The sequence below is a fragment of the Aeromonas sp. S8(2024) genome (assembly GCF_041403085.1).
Classification (GTDB): domain Bacteria; phylum Pseudomonadota; class Gammaproteobacteria; order Enterobacterales; family Aeromonadaceae; genus Aeromonas; species Aeromonas dhakensis.
Genome location: NZ_JBGLRF010000003.1, coordinates 61,429 through 79,235, shown reverse-complemented (window position 1 = coordinate 79,235; position 17,807 = coordinate 61,429). Strand labels below are relative to the sequence as shown.

The 17,807-nt window shown below is 62.4% G+C and carries 18 protein-coding genes; 17 read left to right on the top strand and 1 reads right to left on the bottom strand.

Annotated elements, in window-relative coordinates; all coding sequences use genetic code 11:
* Positions 1-4 precede the first annotated feature (4 nt).
* The 17 genes from iscA (at position 5) to ACB031_RS09170 (ending at position 16,201) form a co-directional block, all read left to right on the top strand.
* On the top strand, positions 5-328 hold the full coding sequence (iscA, locus tag ACB031_RS09250; RefSeq protein WP_005299772.1) for an iron-sulfur cluster assembly protein IscA: 324 nt from the start codon (positions 5-7) through the stop codon (positions 326-328).
* Between the two features lie 121 nt (positions 329-449).
* Positions 450-968, top strand: coding sequence for a co-chaperone HscB (gene hscB, locus ACB031_RS09245; protein ID WP_244365101.1), 519 nt, complete (start codon positions 450-452; stop codon positions 966-968).
* A gap of 28 nt (positions 969-996) precedes the next feature.
* On the top strand, positions 997-2,844 hold the full coding sequence (gene hscA, locus ACB031_RS09240; RefSeq protein WP_244365102.1) for a Fe-S protein assembly chaperone HscA: 1,848 nt from the start codon (positions 997-999) through the stop codon (positions 2,842-2,844).
* Between the two features lies 1 nt (position 2,845).
* On the top strand, positions 2,846-3,184 hold the full coding sequence (gene fdx, locus ACB031_RS09235) for an ISC system 2Fe-2S type ferredoxin (protein ID WP_005299781.1): 339 nt from the start codon (positions 2,846-2,848) through the stop codon (positions 3,182-3,184).
* Positions 3,185-3,341: 157 nt separating this feature from the next.
* On the top strand, positions 3,342-4,646 hold the full coding sequence (pepB, locus tag ACB031_RS09230) for an aminopeptidase PepB (RefSeq protein ID WP_371139429.1): 1,305 nt from the start codon (positions 3,342-3,344) through the stop codon (positions 4,644-4,646).
* The gene (pepB, locus tag ACB031_RS09225; protein ID WP_371139428.1) at positions 4,643-5,926 is read left to right on the top strand and encodes an aminopeptidase PepB; all 1,284 of its coding nucleotides are present in this window, start codon (positions 4,643-4,645) and stop codon (positions 5,924-5,926) included. Before pepB (ACB031_RS09230) ends, pepB (ACB031_RS09225) begins: the two co-directional genes overlap by 4 nt.
* A gap of 272 nt (positions 5,927-6,198) precedes the next feature.
* Positions 6,199-6,627, top strand: coding sequence for a nucleoside-diphosphate kinase (gene ndk, locus ACB031_RS09220; protein ID WP_005299787.1), 429 nt, complete (start codon positions 6,199-6,201; stop codon positions 6,625-6,627).
* Positions 6,628-6,795: 168 nt separating this feature from the next.
* Positions 6,796-7,899, top strand: coding sequence for a bifunctional tRNA (adenosine(37)-C2)-methyltransferase TrmG/ribosomal RNA large subunit methyltransferase RlmN (locus tag ACB031_RS09215; RefSeq protein WP_005299790.1), 1,104 nt, complete (start codon positions 6,796-6,798; stop codon positions 7,897-7,899).
* Positions 7,900-7,911: 12 nt separating this feature from the next.
* Positions 7,912-8,703 carry a PilW family type IVa pilus biogenesis/stability lipoprotein TapF gene (tapF, locus tag ACB031_RS09210; RefSeq protein ID WP_017765910.1) on the top strand — a complete coding sequence of 264 codons (792 nt, stop codon included), beginning with the start codon at positions 7,912-7,914 and terminating at the stop codon, positions 8,701-8,703.
* Positions 8,693-9,634: a RodZ domain-containing protein gene (locus tag ACB031_RS09205; RefSeq protein WP_371139427.1), complete on the top strand. Its 942-nt coding sequence runs from the start codon at positions 8,693-8,695 to the stop codon at positions 9,632-9,634. The genes tapF and ACB031_RS09205 overlap by 11 nt, the downstream gene beginning before the upstream one ends.
* A 10-nt stretch (positions 9,635-9,644) precedes the next feature.
* Positions 9,645-10,760: a flavodoxin-dependent (E)-4-hydroxy-3-methylbut-2-enyl-diphosphate synthase gene (ispG, locus tag ACB031_RS09200; RefSeq protein ID WP_010634291.1), complete on the top strand. Its 1,116-nt coding sequence runs from the start codon at positions 9,645-9,647 to the stop codon at positions 10,758-10,760.
* Positions 10,761-10,898: 138 nt separating this feature from the next.
* A complete protein-coding gene (gene hisS, locus ACB031_RS09195; RefSeq protein ID WP_017765907.1) occupies positions 10,899-12,176 on the top strand; it encodes a histidine--tRNA ligase in 1,278 nt (425 codons plus the stop codon).
* 3 nt (positions 12,177-12,179) lie between these two features.
* Positions 12,180-12,830, top strand: a complete 651-nt coding sequence (locus ACB031_RS09190; protein ID WP_371139426.1) for a YfgM family protein — start codon at positions 12,180-12,182, stop codon at positions 12,828-12,830.
* Positions 12,823-14,007: an outer membrane protein assembly factor BamB gene (gene bamB / locus ACB031_RS09185; protein ID WP_010634288.1), complete on the top strand. Its 1,185-nt coding sequence runs from the start codon at positions 12,823-12,825 to the stop codon at positions 14,005-14,007. The genes ACB031_RS09190 and bamB overlap by 8 nt, the downstream gene beginning before the upstream one ends.
* 74 nt (positions 14,008-14,081) lie before the next feature.
* Positions 14,082-15,581 carry a ribosome biogenesis GTPase Der gene (gene der / locus ACB031_RS09180; RefSeq protein ID WP_005299803.1) on the top strand — a complete coding sequence of 500 codons (1,500 nt, stop codon included), beginning with the start codon at positions 14,082-14,084 and terminating at the stop codon, positions 15,579-15,581.
* Positions 15,582-15,688: 107 nt separating this feature from the next.
* The gene (locus tag ACB031_RS09175; RefSeq protein ID WP_371139425.1) at positions 15,689-15,922 is read left to right on the top strand and encodes a zinc ribbon domain-containing protein; all 234 of its coding nucleotides are present in this window, start codon (positions 15,689-15,691) and stop codon (positions 15,920-15,922) included.
* Between the two features lie 90 nt (positions 15,923-16,012).
* Entirely contained in the window at positions 16,013-16,201 is a 189-nt protein-coding gene (locus ACB031_RS09170; protein WP_371139671.1) for a hypothetical protein, read from the top strand.
* 77 nt (positions 16,202-16,278) lie between these two features.
* Here the strand turns inward: ACB031_RS09170 and mltF are convergent, their stop codons facing one another.
* Entirely contained in the window at positions 16,279-17,769 is a 1,491-nt protein-coding gene (mltF, locus tag ACB031_RS09165; RefSeq protein ID WP_065018560.1) for a membrane-bound lytic murein transglycosylase MltF, read from the bottom strand.
* Between the last annotated feature and the right edge of the window lie 38 nt (positions 17,770-17,807).

Sequence of the window (17,807 nt, the reverse complement as noted above, 5' to 3'; positions counted from 1 at the left end):
CAGTATGGCCATTACCATGACAGATGCCGCAGCGGCACGGGTTTCCTCTTTTCTGGCCAACCGGGGCAAGGGCATCGGCCTGCGCCTCGGCGTCAAGACCACCGGCTGTTCCGGTCTTGCCTACGTGCTCGAATTTGTCGACGAGCTGGCGGATGAAGATCAGGTATTCGAGCAGGACGGCGTCAAGATCATCGTCGATGCCAAGAGCCTGATCCACCTGGATGGTACCCAGCTGGACTTCGTCAAGGAGGGCCTCAACGAGGGCTTCCAGTTCAACAACCCCAACGCCAAGGGCGAGTGTGGTTGCGGCGAAAGCTTCAGTGTCTGAGATGTTTGCTACACCTGATTACGCATGTGTTGAACCGGCCGGCCACGGCCAGTTCAACCACGCCGTCCCGTTTGCCGAGGGCGAGCAGGACGGCGGTCGCATCAGGGTCTAAGAGGTCTGCATGAATCATTTCGAGCTGTTTGGGCTGGTGGAAGGCTTCGAGCTCGATACCCGTCAGTTGGCGGATACCTACCGTCAGTTGCAAACCCAGTTCCATCCCGATCGTTTTGCCACGGCTTCCGAGCGGGAACAGCTGGCCGCGGTGCAACGTGCCGCCCAGATCAACGATGCCTTCACTACCCTCAAGGCGCCCCTGCGCCGAGCCGAGTACCTGCTCTCCCTGCGTGGTACCGATATCCGCGGCGAGCAGCAGACGCTGCAAGATCCCGCTTTTCTGATGCAGCAACTGGAGTGGCGCGAGCGGCTGGCCGATCTGAAAGGCGAAGCCGACCCTGAGCGGACCATCAAGGATTTTCGCCAGGAGATCAGGCATGATCACCAGCAGTTGATGCAGCAGCTGACCCTGAACCTCGCCACCGGCGATGATCAGAAGGCCGCTGACTGCGTTCGCAAGCTCAAGTTTGTCGACAAGCTCCTCGAGGAGCTGGAACGATTCGAAGACTCCCTGTTCGAGTCTTGATCCTTTAACGCTGGAAGTTTGATTACCCATGGCATTACTGCAAATCGCCGAGCCCGGCCAGAGCGCCGCACCTCATCAGCACAAGCGTGCCGTCGGCATCGACCTTGGCACTACCAACTCGCTGGTCGCCGCCGTGCGCAGCGGTCAGGCCGACACCCTCTGCGACGAGCAGGGGCGTGATCTGCTGCCCTCCGTCGTGCATTACCAGGCCGATACCATCCGGGTCGGCTTCGATGCCAAGCGCGAGGCCGCCCTCGATCCCCACAACACCATCGTCTCCGCCAAGCGGATGATGGGCAAGGCGCTGGCCGACATCGATACCCGCCAGCAGCCCTACGAATTCGTGGCGGCCGACAACGGCATGCCGCAGCTGCAGACCCGTCAGGGGTTGGTCAACCCGGTGCAGGTCTCGGCCGAGATCCTCAAAAAACTGGCCGAGCGGGGCGCCGCCGCCCTGGGTGGCGATCTCGACGGCGTGGTGATCACAGTGCCCGCCTATTTCGATGACGCCCAGCGTCAGGGCACCAAGGATGCGGCCAGACTGGCCGGTCTACACGTGCTGCGTCTGCTCAATGAACCGACCGCCGCCGCCATCGCCTATGGCCTCGACTCCGGTCAGGAAGGGGTGATCGCCGTCTATGACCTGGGTGGCGGTACCTTCGACATCTCCATTCTACGTCTGCATCGCGGGGTGTTTGAGGTGATGGCCACCGGCGGTGACTCGGCCCTCGGTGGCGATGATTTCGACCACCTGCTGGCGGACTGGCTCAAAGAGCAAGCCGGGTTGTCCGGTCAGCTCGATGCCCGAACCCAGCGCGAGCTGCTGGACGCTGCCGCCGCCGTCAAGCACGGCCTGACCGATGCCGATACCGTTGCCTGCGTCTTTGCCGGCTGGCAGGGCTCTGTCACCCGCAACCAGTTTGACGAGCTGATCCAGCCGCTGGTCAAGCGCACCCTGCTGGCCTGTCGCCGCGCCCTGCGCGATGCGGGTCTCGAACAGGAGGAGGTGTTGGAAGTGGTGATGGTCGGCGGCTCGACCCGGGTGCCGCTGGTGCGCGAGCTGGTGGGGGAGTTCTTCCTGCGCTCGCCATTGACCAGCATCGACCCGGACAAGGTGGTAGCCATCGGTGCCGCCATCCAGGCCGACATCCTGGTGGGCAACAAGCCCGATGCCGAGATGCTGCTGTTGGACGTCATTCCGCTCTCTCTTGGTCTTGAGACCATGGGGGGCCTCGCCGAGAAGGTGATCCCGCGCAACACCACCATTCCGGTGGCCCGCGCCCAGGAGTTCACCACCTTCAAGGATGGCCAGACTGCGATGGCGATCCACGTGGTGCAGGGCGAGCGGGAGCTGGTGGCGGATTGCCGCTCGCTGGCCCGCTTCACCCTGACCGGCATTCCGCCCATGGCGGCAGGGGCGGCCCATATTCGCGTCACCTTCCAGGTGGATGCGGACGGTCTGCTGTCGGTCAGCGCCATGGAGAAATCCTCCGGCGTGCAGGCCGAGATCCAGGTCAAGCCCTCCTACGGGCTGGGGGAAGACGACATCCTCAACATGCTGAGCGCCTCCATCGCCAATGCCCAGCAGGACATGGACGCCCGCATGCTGGCGGAGCAGCAGGTCGAGGCCGACCGGGTGGTCGAGAGCCTCAACGCCGCCCTGGCCACCGATGGCGAGGCGCTGTTGAGCGCCGCCGAGCGGGCCGAGCTGGATGCTGCCATCGCCTATCTGCTGACCATGCGCAGCACGGGTACCACCAACCAGATCAAAGAGGCCATCGAGGCGGCGGACGCTGCCAGTGGCGAATTTGCAGCCCGCCGGATGGATGCCTCCATCCGCAAGGTGCTGACCGGACAAAACGTCAACAAGGTGTAATATGCCAAAACTGATTATTCTGCCCCATCCCGAGCTCTGTCCGGACGGTGCGGCCCTCGAAGGCGCGACCGGTGAAACCATTCTGGACATCGCGCTGCGCAACGGCATCGAGATCGAACACGCCTGCGAGAAGTCCTGCGCCTGCACCACCTGCCACTGTGTGGTGCGGGAAGGGTTCGACTCCCTCGAGCCGAGCGACGAGCTGGAAGATGACATGCTGGACAAGGCGTGGGGACTGGAACCGGAATCCCGTCTCAGCTGCCAGGCCAGACTGGCGGACGAGGATCTGGTGGTGGAACTGCCCAAGTACACCCTGAATCTGGCGTCTGAGCGCCACTGATGACCCCTTAATTACACATGAGTGAATTGCGCGTGCAGCATCTCGTGGTGCAGTAATGATATGGTGAAGGCCGTGACCCTTGAGGGCGCGGCCTTTTTTGTGCCCGCGATCTCCCTATTCGTTGATGAAAGTGCCAATAAAAAGGAAGCAAGAGAACATGGCTGACATGATGAACGTACGGTTGTCTTCCCAGGCTGCTGCCGCCCACTGGGGCGAGGGTGCCCTGCTCAGTTTCAACGGCGACGAAGCCCATCTCCATCTGGGCAGCGGCGACCAGGAGAAGGAGGCGCTGCGCGCCATCCAGCGTGGGGCCAGACGCCTCGAGTCGAGCGGCATCAAGCGCGTCAAGCTGGTGGGTGAGGGCTGGGATCGGGAGCGTCGCTACGCCTTCGCCCAGGGCTTCTATGCCGCTAAGGGGGGGCGCGAGCTCGACTTTGGTGAGCAGTCAGCACAGGAGGCCCGTGAGCTGGAAGCCCTGCTCAAAGCGGCTCGCTGGGTGCGCGAGGTGACCAACGGCTGCCCGCAGGAGATCTATCCCATGAGCCTGGCGGAGTCCGCCCTGTTGCTCATTCGCAGCCTCGCCGGTGACAAGGTGACTGCCCGCATTACCGCCGGGGAGGCGCTGCAGGAGGCCGGTCACATCGGGATCTGGTCGGTGGGCCGTGGCAGCGAGCGCGAGCCGGTGCTGCTCGAGCTCGACTACAACCCGACCGGGGATGCCAACGCTCCCGTGCTGGCAGCGCTGGTGGGCAAGGGGATCACCTTCGATTCCGGTGGCTACTCCATGAAGTCCTCCGACAACATGCTGCCGATGAAATCCGACATGGGTGGCGCCGCCATGGTGACCGGCGCGCTGGCGCTGGCCATCAGCCGTGGCCTCGACAAACGGGTCAAGCTGATCCTCTGCTGCGCCGAGAACCTGGTCTCCGGCCACGCCTTCAAGCTCGGCGACATCCTCACCTATCGCAACGGCATCTCGGTCGAGATCCAGAACACCGACGCGGAAGGCCGTCTGGTGCTGGCCGATGGCCTGCTGGCCGCCAGCGAAAGCGGGGCAGCCTATATCCTCGACGCCGCTACCCTGACCGGCGCCGCCAAGACTGCGCTGGGTCGCGACTACAACGCCGTGTTCGCCCTCGATGAGGCCGAGCAGGCGCGCGCGCTGGCGGCCGCCAAAGCCGAAAACGAGCAGGCCTGGGCGCTGCCGCTGGAGCCCTGGCACGCGGGCCAGCTCACCTCTGCCTTTGCCGAGCTGGGCAACGTGGCCTCTGCCGAAGGCACCGCTGGCGCCACCACGGCAGCCGCCTTCCTGTCGCGCTTCGTGCGTGACGAAGGCAAGGGCTGGGTACACCTGGACTTGGCCGCCTCCTATCAAAAATCGGGCAACGATCTGTGGGCGACCGGGGCCAAGGGCCACGGTCTGCGCACGATTGCTCGCTGGTTGCAGGAGGTGGGCGCATGAACGTCTGGTTGAGCCGAGAGTTTGCGCCGGCCGAGTGGGGGGAGGGGGCGCTGCTCTCTCACCGCGCCGATGGCATGGTGATCCATCTGGTGACCGCCACCCCCTTGCTGGACATCCAGCAGGCGGCGCGGCGCCTGTGCAGCCAGGGGATCCAGAAGGTGGTGCTGGCCGGTCACTGGGAGCGCGAGCAGCAATGGGCCTTTGCCCAGGGGCTGCAGACACCCAAGGCGGAGGTGGCGCTGCAGTGGGCTACCTCGTCCGAGGAGGACAGGGAGGAGCTGGAAGCGCGCTGGCTGTGCGGGCGCTGGGTGCGAGAGATGACCAATGCCACTCCCGAGCAGCTGGGACCGCTGGAGCTGGCGGTCGAAGCTGCCGCCTTCCTCACCGAGCTGGCCCCCGACAAGATCAGCCATCGCATCCTCAAAGGGGAGGCGCTGCAACAGGCGGGCTGGGTCGGTCTCTACCAGGTCGGTCGTGGCAGCGAGCGCGAGCCCGTGATGCTGGAGCTGGGCTTCAATCCAGGCCGGGATCCCAAGGCCCCGGTGGCCGCGGCCCTGGTGGGCAAGGGGATCACCTTTGACTCCGGCGGCTACTCCATGAAGACCTCCCAGGGCATGCTGACCATGAAGCACGACATGGGGGGCGCCGCCATCGTCACCGGCGCGCTGGCGCTGGCCATCCTGCGCGGCCTCGACAAGCGGGTGAAGCTCATCCTCTGCTGCGCCGAGAACCTGGTCTCGGGTCACGCCTACAAGCTGGGTGACATCCTCACCTACAAGAACGGCACCACGGTGGAGATAGTCAACACCGACGCCGAGGGGCGCCTGGTGCTGGCCGACGGCCTGCAACTGGCCGGCGAATCCGGCGCGCCGCTGGTCATCGACGCCGCCACCCTGACCGGGGCGGCGGTGATGGCGCTGGGTGGACGCTACAACGCCCTGTTTGGCCTCGACAAGGGGCTGGTGAGCCGCGCCATGGCCTATGCGGATGCGGAGCAGGAGCCCGCCTGGCCGCTGCCGCTGGAGCCCTGGCACAGTCAGCAGTGTCCGTCCCACTATGCTGACACTGCCAACAGCCGCCCCGTGCCGGGCGGTGGCCCGGGCGGCGCCTCCAATGCGGCAGGTTTCCTCTCCCGCTTCGTGGGCAACGAAGGGCGAGGCTGGTTGCACGTGGATCTTGCTGCCTGCTTCAGCGACAACGGCGACAATCTGTGGGCTCCGGGGGCCAATACCCTGGGGATGCGCACCATCGCCCACACCCTGCTGGCGGAAACCCGCTGAGAGAACCACATCAAGGGCACCTGAGGGTGCCCTTTCCCATATTGCAGAAGATGGGCAATAGCCAATGTTTCAGGGGGTTAGCATGGTGATCGTGTGCAAGCGCACATTTTTTCCTGCCGGCCTGGGCCAAGATGAGTGGTGATGTTGTTTTAGGGATGGAATTGTTTAATAAAAAGTTGCTTTTCTGTGTGTTATTTCGGTTTTTGTTTACGTATAATCGCCGCCGAACATGGATTCTAACAATAAATCTCTGTAGTTAAGGAAAGATCTCAATGGCCATCGAACGTACCTTCTCCATCATCAAGCCGGACGCCGTCAGCAAGAACCTGATCGGTGCCATCTACAACCGTTTCGAGAGCGCTGGCCTGAAAGTCATCGCCGCCAAGATGCTGCACATGAGCAGCGAACAAGCCGCCGGTTTCTACGCCGAGCACCAGGGCAAGCCTTTCTATGACGGTCTGGTCAGCTTCATGACCTCCGGCCCCGTCATGATCCAGGTGCTGGAAGGCGAAGAAGCCATCCGTCGTCACCGTGAAATCATGGGCGCCACCAACCCGAAAGAGGCCCTGGCCGGCACCCTGCGCGCCTGCTACGCCGAGAGCATCGATCGCAACGCCGTGCACGGCTCCGATGCGCCGGCCTCTGCCGCTCGTGAAATCGCCTACTTCTTCTCTGACGCCGAGATCTGCCCGCGCGGTTGATTTTCGTCAGCAGAATCTCAAGGGAGCCTCGGCTCCCTTTTGTTTTTTGGTCATTCGGTCAATATCCCCTTATTCTCCAGGTGGAAAGCCGGACCCATAATTTGTACAATGCCGCCCCCTGACGTAGGTCAGCCGATAATTTATGAAGTGTGTGAGCTGAGGCCCTTGATGAGCGAAACAAAAACCAACCTGCTGGATCTCGATCGGGATGCCATGCGTGCCTTCTTCGTCGAACTGGGCGAGAAGCCGTTCCGGGCAGATCAGGTAATGAAGTGGATTTATCACTTTGGTTGTGATGATTTCGATCAGATGAACAACGTCAACAAGGTGCTGCGCGAGCGTCTCAAGGAGATCGCCGAGATCCGGGCGCCGGAAGTGAGCCGCGAACAGCGCTCCTCCGACGGTACCATCAAGTGGGCGCTGCAGGTTGGCGGCCAGGAGGTGGAGACCGTCTACATCCCCGAGGACGATCGGGCGACCCTGTGTGTCTCCTCCCAGGTGGGCTGCGCCCTGGAGTGCAAGTTCTGCTCCACTGCCCAGCAGGGCTTCAACCGCAACCTGAAAGTCTCCGAGATCATCGGTCAGGTGTGGCGCGCCGCCAAGATCGTCGGCGGCAAGCGTCCCATCACCAACGTGGTGATGATGGGCATGGGCGAGCCGCTGCTCAACCTCGCCAACGTGGTGCCGGCCATGCGCCTGATGATGGATGACTACGGCTACGGCATCTCCAAGCGCCGGGTCACCATCTCCACCTCCGGCGTGGTGCCGGCACTGGACATGCTGGGCGACCAGATCGACGTGGCGCTGGCCATCTCCCTGCACGCTCCCAACGACAAGCTGCGCTCCGAGATCATGCCGATCAACGACAAGTACAACATCGAAGCCTTCCTGGCCGGTGTGCGTCGCTACCTCGGCAAGTCCAACGCCAACGGCGGCCGGGTCACGGTGGAGTATGTGCTGCTCGATCACATCAATGACGACATGCAGCATGCCCATGAGCTGGCCAAGGTGCTCAAGGACACTCCGAGCAAGATCAACCTGATCCCGTTCAACCCCTTCCCGGGCAACCCCTACGGCAAGCCGAGCAACAGCCGCATCGACCGTTTCTCCAAGGTGCTGATGGAGTACGGCTTCACCGTCATCGTCCGCAAGACCCGTGGTGACGACATCGATGCCGCCTGCGGCCAGCTGGTGGGGGAGGTGATCGATCGCACCAAGCGCACCATGAAAAATCGGATGCAACAGGATGGGATTTCCGTCAAAATGGTTTAACTTGCTAAGCCATTGTATAGTCAGGGAATGGATACACGTACATTGATCGTAGTGGCAGCGCTCTGTGCGCTGCCAGGCTGTGTTACCGAGACCACTTACGCTGGCCAGAATTCCACCCAGCGTGAGGTCGGTCCCGACCTCAAGGCGGCAGCCCAGACCCGTCTGGATTTGGGCATCCAGTATCTGCAGCAGGGCAACGCCGAGCAGGCCAAGTTCAACCTTGATCGCGCCCTCCAGTACGACGCCGCCAATCCTCAGGTTTACATCGGTTTTGCCTACTTCTACCAGCAGGTGCAGGATTACAAGGCGGCCGAAGCCAGTTACCAGAAAGCCCTTGCCGTGGATCCGTCCAATGCTGACGCGATGAACAACTATGGCGCCTTCCTTTGCAATCGCGGTCGTTTCGACGAGGCGGAGAAAGCCTTCCTGCAGGCCGTCAGCCAGCCGAACTACATCAAGATCGCCGATACCTATGAAAACGCGGCACTTTGCGCCGCGCAAAATCGCAGAAATGATAAAGCAAGCGAGTACTATCGCTTGGCCTTGGGGTATAATCCCCGCAATCCAAGGTTATTGCTGGACATGGCAGAGCTTTCCATGAAAGATGGCAAGCTGCCTGATGTGCAGGCCTATCTCGCCCGTTTTGCCGATGTATCGGACGAGAACGAGAACAGTCTCTGGTTGAGATTGCGGCTGGCGCAGGCCATGGACAAACCGGCACTACTTCACCAATTCGGGACTGAGCTGGTAAGGCAATATCCCACTTCGCAACAAGCCAAGCGTTACTTAGCCAATGACTACTGAACAGCCACACGATTTCCAAGACGACTCCCAGGCAGTTGGCCCAGGCCAGCTGCTGCGCAACGCCCGTGAACAGCTCGGCTGGACGCGAGAACAGGTTGCGTCCCGCATTCACCTTCGTCTGACCCTGATTGCCGCGATTGAATCGGATACGTATGACAAACATACTTCCCATACCTTCATCCGCGGCTATCTGCGTACCTATGCCAAGCTGGTCGGTATTCCGGAAGAGACCATCCTCGCCGCTTATGACAGGCTGGGCCTGACGCCGCCCGACAACATCGACATGCAGAGCTTCTCCCGCCGCTCCCGCCAGCAGGTCAATGACAGTCGCCTCAAGGTGGTGACCTGGCTGGTGATCCTGGTGCTGATCGCCCTCTCCGTCGTCTGGTGGTGGCAGAGCACGGCGCGTCGCTCCGCCGGTGACGAGGCCCTGGCCGCGACCGAAATGGGCGCAGCCCGCAACACCAATACTCCGAGCGCTACCCCGGCCGTCGATGTTGCCGAGCCGGTACTGGCTCCTGCCGTTTCCGCCGCCGCAGATGCTGCCGTAACCCCCGTGGTGAGCGATGCCGCCGTGACCACTCTGCCGGCGGATGCCAGCAGCGCCGTGGCGACCACCACTGCCGAGACCTCTGCCGCTGCCGCCACGCAACCGGCTGACGACACCGCCGCGAGCGAGCCTGCCAAGGTGCCCCAGCTCAAGATGAGCTTCACCGCCGACTGCTGGCTGGACGTCAAGGATGCCAATGGCAAGACCCTGTTCAGCGGCCTCAAGAAGGCCAATGACGAACTGGTACTGGAAGGACCCGAGCCGCTCAAATTCATCATTGGTGCGCCCATGGCCATCAATATCGAATACAAGGGCAAGTCCATCGACATGAGCCGTTACAACAACGGCCGGACTGCTCGCCTCTCACTGCCGCAGGAGTAATCTGTCCGCCATGTCCGCTCACGAATCTCCCATCATTCGTCGTAAATCCAGGCAGATCATGGTCGGCAACGTACCGGTCGGGGGCGATGCCCCCATCACGGTACAGACCATGACCAACACCAAGACCACGGACGTGGCCGCCACCGTCGAGCAGATCCAGCGGATCGAGCGGGTCGGCGCCGACATCGTCCGGGTCTCCGTCCCCACCATGGAGGCGGCGGAAGCGTTCAAGCTCATCAAGCAGCAGACCCGCATCCCCATCGTGGCCGACATCCACTTCGACTACCGCATCGCCCTCAAAGTGGCCGAATACGGCGCCGATTGCCTGCGCATCAACCCGGGCAACATCGGCAACGAGGAGCGGGTGCGCGCCGTGGTGGACTGTGCCCGCCACTACAACATCCCGATCCGCATCGGCGTCAACGGCGGCTCGCTGGAGCGGGACATCCAGGAAAAATATGGCGAGCCCACCCCCGAGGCGCTGCTCGAGTCGGCCATGCGCCATGTGGATTATCTGGATCGCCTGAACTTCGACAACTTCAAGGTGAGCGTCAAGGCTTCCGACGTCTTCCTGGCGGTCGGCGCCTATCGCCTGCTGGCCAAGCAGATCGAGCAGCCACTGCATCTGGGCATCACAGAAGCGGGCGGTTTTCGCGCCGGCGCGGTGAAGTCTGCCATCGGTCTTGGCATGCTGCTGAGCGAAGGCATCGGCGACACCCTGCGCATCTCGCTGGCGGCCGATCCGGTGGAAGAGATCAAGGTGGGCTTCGACATCCTCAAGTCCCTGCGCATCCGTTCCCGCGGCATCAACTTCATCGCCTGTCCCTCCTGCTCCCGCCAGGAGTTCGACGTCATCGGCACCGTCAATGCGCTGGAAGAGCGGCTCGAAGACATCATCACCCCGATGGATGTCTCCATCATCGGCTGCGTGGTGAATGGTCCGGGGGAGGCGCTGGTCTCCGATCTTGGCCTCGCCGGCGCGGCCAACAAGAGCGCCTTCTATGAAGGGGGCCAGCGGGTCGACCGGCTCGACAACAAGGACCTCATTCCGACCCTGGAGCGCCGCATTCGCGCCCGGGCCGCCATGCTGGATCCGGCCAACCAGATCCAGGTGGACGAGGGTTGAGCAATCAAGGGCCACTCAGGGTGGCCCTGTCTTTAGGTTGCTGATTTTACATCCCGCATTGGAACACCCTGATTTTACCTCGGGGTCGAAAATCCCTATAATGCGGCCAAATTTTACCTCTTTTTCTCGAGTATCAACGTGGCAAAACAGATCCAAGCTATTCGCGGTATGAATGATTGCCTGCCGGAGCAGAGCCCGGTATGGCAGAAAGTAGAACAGATCCTGCGCCAGGTCGTGGCCAGCTATGGCTACAGCGAAGTGCGCATGCCGATTGTCGAGCAGACCCATCTGTTCAAGCGCGCCATCGGTGAAGTGACCGACGTGGTCGAAAAAGAGATGTACACCTTTGAAGACCGCAACGGCGACAGCCTGAGCCTGCGTCCGGAAGGGACCGCCAGCTGCGTGCGTGCCGGTATCGAGCACGGTCTGCTTTACAACCAGGAACGCCGGATGTGGTACATGGGCCCCATGTTCCGTCACGAGCGTCCCCAGAAGGGCCGTTATCGCCAGTTCCACCAGTTCGGGGTCGAGCTGTTTGGCATCAACGGGCCGGACATCGATGCCGAGCTCATCATGCTGACTCACCGCCTGTGGCGTCTGTTCGGCATCAGCGAACACGTGACCCTGCAGCTCAACACCCTCGGTCAGAGTGCCGAGCGTGCCGCCTATCGCGATGCGCTGGTCGCCTACCTGGAGCAGTACAAGAGCGAGCTGGACGAAGAGAGCCAGCGCCGCATGTACAGCAACCCGCTGCGAGTGCTCGACTCCAAGGACGAGAAGGTACAAGCCATCCTGGTGGGCGCGCCGCGTCTGTTCGATCACCTGGGCGAAGAGAGCCTGGCCCACTTCGAGGGGCTCAAGCGCCTGCTCGAGTCTGCCGGCATCAAGTACGAGGTGAACGAGCGTCTGGTGCGCGGCCTTGACTACTACAACCTCACCGTGTTCGAGTGGGTCACCAACAGCCTGGGTGCCCAGGGCACCGTCTGTGCCGGTGGCCGCTACGATGGCCTGGTGGAGCAGCTGGGCGGTCAGCCGACCCCGGCGGTGGGCTTTGCCATGGGCATGGAGCGTCTGGTGCTGATGCTGGAAACCCTCGAACTCAATGCCGATATCCGCCCGGCGGTGGATGTCTATCTCTGCATGGTGGGTGAGGGTACTGAACAGGCTGGTTTCCAGCTGGCCGAGCGGCTGCGTGATGCCCTGCCTGATTTGCGCCTGATGAGCCACTGCGGCGGCGGCAACTTCAAGAAACAACTCAAGCGTGCCGACAAGAGCGGCGCGGCCATTGCCCTGATCCTTGGCGAGACCGAGGTGCAAAACGGGGAGATCACCATCAAATATCTGCGTGGCCAGGCCGAGCAACAGACCGTCACGGTCGACGCCGCCATTGCCCTGCTGGCAGCGAAAGGAGAGTAAGCTGTGGAAGTTTATACCACCGAAGAACAACAGGTTGAGGTCATCAAGAACTGGTGGAAAGAGAACGGAACCTCGGTGATCGCAGGAACTGTTATCGGTCTGGTTGGACTCTTTGGCTGGCGCTACTACAACGAGCATCAGCAGACCACCCAGGAAGCCGCCTCCCAGGCTTACAACGAGATGAGCGCCCAGCTGGCCAAGGGTGACGCGGCCGGCTTCGAGCAGGCACAAAGCTTCATCAGCGCCCACAAGGGCGACTCCTACGCCGAGCTGGCGGCGCTGCAACTGGCGGCGGCCGCGGTCAAGGCGGACAAGCTGGATCTGGCGGTCGAGCAGCTGACCCAGGTGGCTACCAGTGGTGACGAGAGCATTCGTCCCATCGCCGCCCTGCGTCTGGTCCGGGTGCTGAACGATCAGGGCAAGGCCGATGAAGCGCTGGCCCAGCTTGGCAAGATCAACAACGACGCCTTCAAGGCCCAGGTGGCCGAAGTGCGCGGCGACATCCTGCAAAAGCAGGGCAAGAGCGAAGAGGCTCGCGATGCCTATCAGGCGGCGGCCGATGCCGGCGGTCTGCAGAGCAGCGCCGAGCTTAAGCTGAAGATGGACGATCTGGCGTTGCCAGCGGTGACCACGGGTGAGGCTCCGGATGCGTAATCTGTTCAAGATGGTGGCGTTGGGGGCTGCGGTCTCCTTCGCCCTGCAGGGTTGCTCCCTGTTCAGTTCGGAAGAGGATCTCAACCCCATGGCTCCGCTGCCCAAGGTCGAGTCCGCGTTCACCGCCGATACCGCCTGGTCCTCCTCGGTGGGTGACGGCATCGGTGACTTCTACTCCCAGCTCAAGCCGGTGGTGGAAGAGGAGCGCATCTATGCGGCGGCCCGCGACGGTGACGTCACCGCCTTTGACCGCGAAAGCGGCAAGGAGCTGTGGAGCGTCGATCTGGCGGATCTGCCAATCAACGCCGACAAGCGCAGCGCCCGCCTCTCCGGTGGTCTGGTTTCCCGCTACGGCAAGCTGTTCCTGGGCTCCGAGAACGGGGTGGTCTACGCCCTGAACGAAGAGAACGGGGAAGTGCTGTGGCAGACCACGGTACCGGGTGAAGTGGTGGCGAGCCCCGCCGTCGAGGATGGCCGGGTGGTGGTACTGACCACCTCGGGTCGCCTGGTGGCGCTCGATACCGACGAGGGCAAGCTGCAGTGGACCCTGGCGGAAGAGCAGCCGCCGCTGACCCTGCGCAGCGCCGGTGCCCCCATCATCACCAACGGTGCCGTGCTGTACGGCCGCGCCGATGGCAAGGTGGGCATCGCCCTGCTGAGCAACGGCCAGCCGGTGCGCCAGTCCAAGGTGGCCGACCCGCGCGGCGCCACCGAGCTCGACCGCATGGTGGACGTGGATGCCACGCCGCTCATCGCCGGCGATGAGCTCTATGCCATCGCGTATAATGGCCAGTTGATGGCGCGCAAGCTGATGAGCGGTGACGAAGTGTGGAAGCGCAAGTATTCCGGCTACCGCGACATGGCGGTGACCGGCAATGCCATCGTGCTGACCGACAGCCGCAGCCATCTGTTTGCGGTCGACCGTCGCAACGGTCTCGAGCTGTGGTCCAACACCCAGCTGGAAAACCGCACCGTGACCGCCCCCGTCATCATGGGTGACTATGTGGTGGTCGGCGATGTGGAAGGTTACCTGTATTGGCTGGATCGGACCGACGGGTCCATCAAGGCCATGCAGCAGCTCGACAGCAGTGGTCTGTACGCCGCCCCCCTGGTGGACGGGGACACCCTGTATGTGCAGAGCCGTGGCGGCAAGCTGTACGCTGTCAAGCGTCCCTGATCGCCCGATAATGTGAATATCCGGCTCCTGGTCTTCGGACCCGGAGCCTTTGTCGTCTTGAGAATGAGGCTTTTATGACTCCTGTAGTAGCCCTGGTGGGCCGCCCCAACGTGGGGAAATCCACCCTGTTTAACCGCCTGACCCGTACCCGGGACGCCCTGGTGGCCGACTTCCCCGGTCTGACCCGGGACCGCAAATATGGCCAGGCGAAGCTGGGCGAGCTGGAATTTATCGTGGTGGATACCGGTGGTATCGACGGCACCGAAGAGGGGATCGAGCTGAAGATGGCCGAGCAGTCCCTGCTGGCCATCGAAGAGGCCGATGTGGTGCTGTTCATGGTGGATGCCCGCGCCGGTCTGACCGCGGCGGATCAGGCCATCGCCGAGCACCTGCGCAAGACCCACAAGAAGGTGTTTCTGGTGGCCAACAAGACCGACGGCATCGACGGCGACTCTGCCGTCTCCGAGTTCTACGGTCTGGCCCTGGGCGAGGTCTACCAGATGGCGGCCGCCCACGGTCGCGGCGTATTGAGCCTGCTTGAGCTGGCGCTGGCCCCCCATCTGGAGACTCTGGTCGAAGCCGCCGGCGAAGAAGCCGAGCTGGATGAAGAAGAGGAAGACTTCGACGAAGAGGCCCTGCTGCGCATGGTGGCGGCCGGTGAACTCGACACCAAGGAAGACACCAAGGAGACGCCGTTCGCCGACCTGCCCATCAAGTTCGCCATCGTCGGTCGTCCCAACGTCGGCAAGTCGACCCTGACCAACCGCATGCTGGGTGAAGATCGGGTCATCGTCTATGACATGCCGGGCACCACCCGCGACTCCGTCTACATCCCGATGGAACGCGACGAGCAGAAGTACGTCATCATCGACACCGCCGGCGTGCGTCGTCGCGGCAAGGTGCACGAGACGGTGGAGAAGTTCTCCGTCATCAAGACCCTCAAGGCGATTGAAGATGCCAACGTCTGCCTGCTGGTGATCGACGCCCAGGAGACCATCACCGATCAGGATCTCAGCATCCTCGGTTTCGTGCTCAACACCGGCCGCTCCGTGGTGCTGGTGGTGAACAAGTGGGACGGTCTGGATCAGAAGGTGAAAGAGGACGTCAAGAACGAGCTCGATCGCCGTCTGGGCTTCATCGACTTCGCCCGCGTGCACTTCATCTCCGCCCTGCACGGCAGCGGCGTCGGCCACCTGTTCGAATCCATCCAGGAGGCCTACCAGTCCGCCACCCGCCGTACCAGCACCGCCATGCTGACCCGCATCATGCAGATGGCCCAGGAAGACCACCAGCCGCCCATGGTGAACGGTCGCCGGGTCAAGCTGAAGTACGCCCACGCCGGTGGCTACAACCCGCCGCGCATCGTGATCCACGGCAACCAGCTCAACGACCTGCCGGACTCCTACAAGCGCTACCTCATCAACTACTTCCGCAAGTCGTTGAAGATCATGGGGACGCCGGTTCGAGTCGAGTTCCAGGAGTCGGTCAACCCGTTCGAGGGCAAGAAGAACACCCTGACCCTGAGCCAGGAGCGCCAGCGCAAGCGCCTGCTCAAGGCCAAAGCCAAGAAATAAGGCCCAGCGGCTGCCCTCACCGGCAGCCGTTTTTCTAGTGGTCTTGAAGGGGAGGGGAATGTGCAGTGGGGCCGCCCAGTGCACATTCACTTTGCAAGGAGCCAACCATGAGTCAACTTGTCTGCCCTGCCTGCCGGGGCGAGCTGGACAGCCGCAGCCGCGAGACCACCTGTGGTCAATGCCAGGCCCGTTACCAGATCCGGGCGCTCTGCCCGACCTGCCGGCAGGAGCTGGAGCGGCTCAAGGCCTGCGGTGCGGTGGATTACTTCTGCAACCACTGCAACAGCCTGGTGTCGAAGCGGGCAGTGCTCTTCGAGGTGAGCCCGCTGACGGAAAATTAAGGCAATAAAAAACCCGGCGAATGCCGGGTTTATGCTGTGTGCTCTGCTATCAGCAAGGTGAAGGAGCGGTTTCGGCGCCATATCTTGCGTTTGATCTCGTTGAGCTTGAGCTTGCGTCTGGGGCTCCAGCCGCACCTTGTTTTCTTGACCAGTGTCGTTCTTCTGCGAGCTCGCATCTTGGTCTCCTCCCATGGGGTGGCCATCCCGGCCTTGGGTGATGATGAGAGCCTATCTGAAAGTGCTGTCATCCGAGTGCAAGTGGATGAAATGGCGCGATAAAAACAGATTCGGATAGGCTCCGGTATGGTCGGATGGTAACAGAGAAACCACCCGAAAAACAAACCTGTCAACAGGGATCAGCGCAGGGTGATCTGCTTGACCACCTCGGCAATGACGGTGGGACGTTCGGCACTGGTCGGCTCGCTGCTGTCATCCTCATCCAGCTCTTCGCGGCGATGGGCCTTCTGCTGCTCGTTGTCGAGCCAAAGCAGGCTCTGGTAGTACTGGCGCACGTTGTTGACGTAGTTGCGCGCCTCGCCGCCGCGGGCATAGCCGTAGCGCACCTTGCGATGCCAGCGCGACTGCTGCAGCAGCGGCAAAACTTCTTTCACGTCGCTCCAGGCGTCCGGATTCTTGCCGAGCTCCTTGGTCAGACGGCGGGCATCCATCATGTGGCCGTAGCCGATGTTGTAGGCGGTGAGGGCAAACCACACCTTCTCGTCATCGGGCACCGAGGCGGGCACCTTCGCCATCATCTGCTCGAGATAACGGGCGCCCCCCTTGATGCTCTCCTCCGGGTGCAGCCGGTTGTTGACCCCCATCGCCTTGGCGGTGGGTTCGGTCAGCATCATCATGCCACGCACCCCTGTGTAGGAGCGGGCCTCCGGATCCCAGTGGGACTCCTGATAGCTGATAGCGGCCAGCAGGCGCCAGTCCACCAGCTTGGCGTGGGTCTTGAACAGATCCTGGTACTTGGGCAGCAGGCTCTTGGCCCGCTGCAGGAAGGTGCGGGTGTCGACGAAGTCGAAATTCTGCACGTGGCCGAAGTACTTCTCGTCGAGCTTGGCGATGGCGCCATCCATGAAGCGCTGGCCGAAGAAGTCGATGATGCTGGCGTAGAGGCTGTCGTCCGGCAGCTTGGTCATGGCCCAGGCCACGGTCTGGTTCTTGGCCAGCGTCATCCCCTCGGTGAGTTCGGGGTAGTAGCGCTGGGTACGGGCCAGCACGGTATCCTGCACTACCGTGTAGTCAATCTTGCCGTCGGCCACCTGCTTGAGCAGCTCCTCCACGTCGGCGTCCCGGTTGGTGCTCCACTTGAGGTTGGGGTGCTGCTTGGCCAGCTCCTTGAGCAGATCCTCCCCGGTGGAGCCGGCAGGCACCACTATGTTGCCCTTGAGATCGCCGATGTCCCTGGGCTTGGGGGAGCCGTTGCGATAGACCAGCTTGGGCGAGACCTGGTAGAAGCCGGGGCCGAAGCGAAACAGCTGGCGCCGCTCCGGGGTGATGACGATGGCGGCCGCGGCCAGATCGAGCTTGCCCTTCTTGAGCAGGTCCACCAGCTCGGCGGTGGAGTAGACAGGCACTATGGTCAGCTTGACCCCCAGCCAGTCGGCATAGCTTTTCGCCAGCTCGTAATCGAACCCCTGGGCGGTGTCGTCACGCTGGTAATAAGAGGTGGGGCCGTAGATGGTGCCAACCCGGATCTCGCCCCGCTGGCGGATCTGCTCCAGCTGGCTGGAGGGGGTGTAGAAGTCGCAACCGACCAGGGTCAGCAGCAACATCAGCCCGATAAACAGTCGAAAAATGCAGCGCAAGTAGGTGAGTACCCTTGTTGAAAAAATCGGCATTTGTCAAAAAAGAGGCACCTTTATACCAGAGAGTGTGG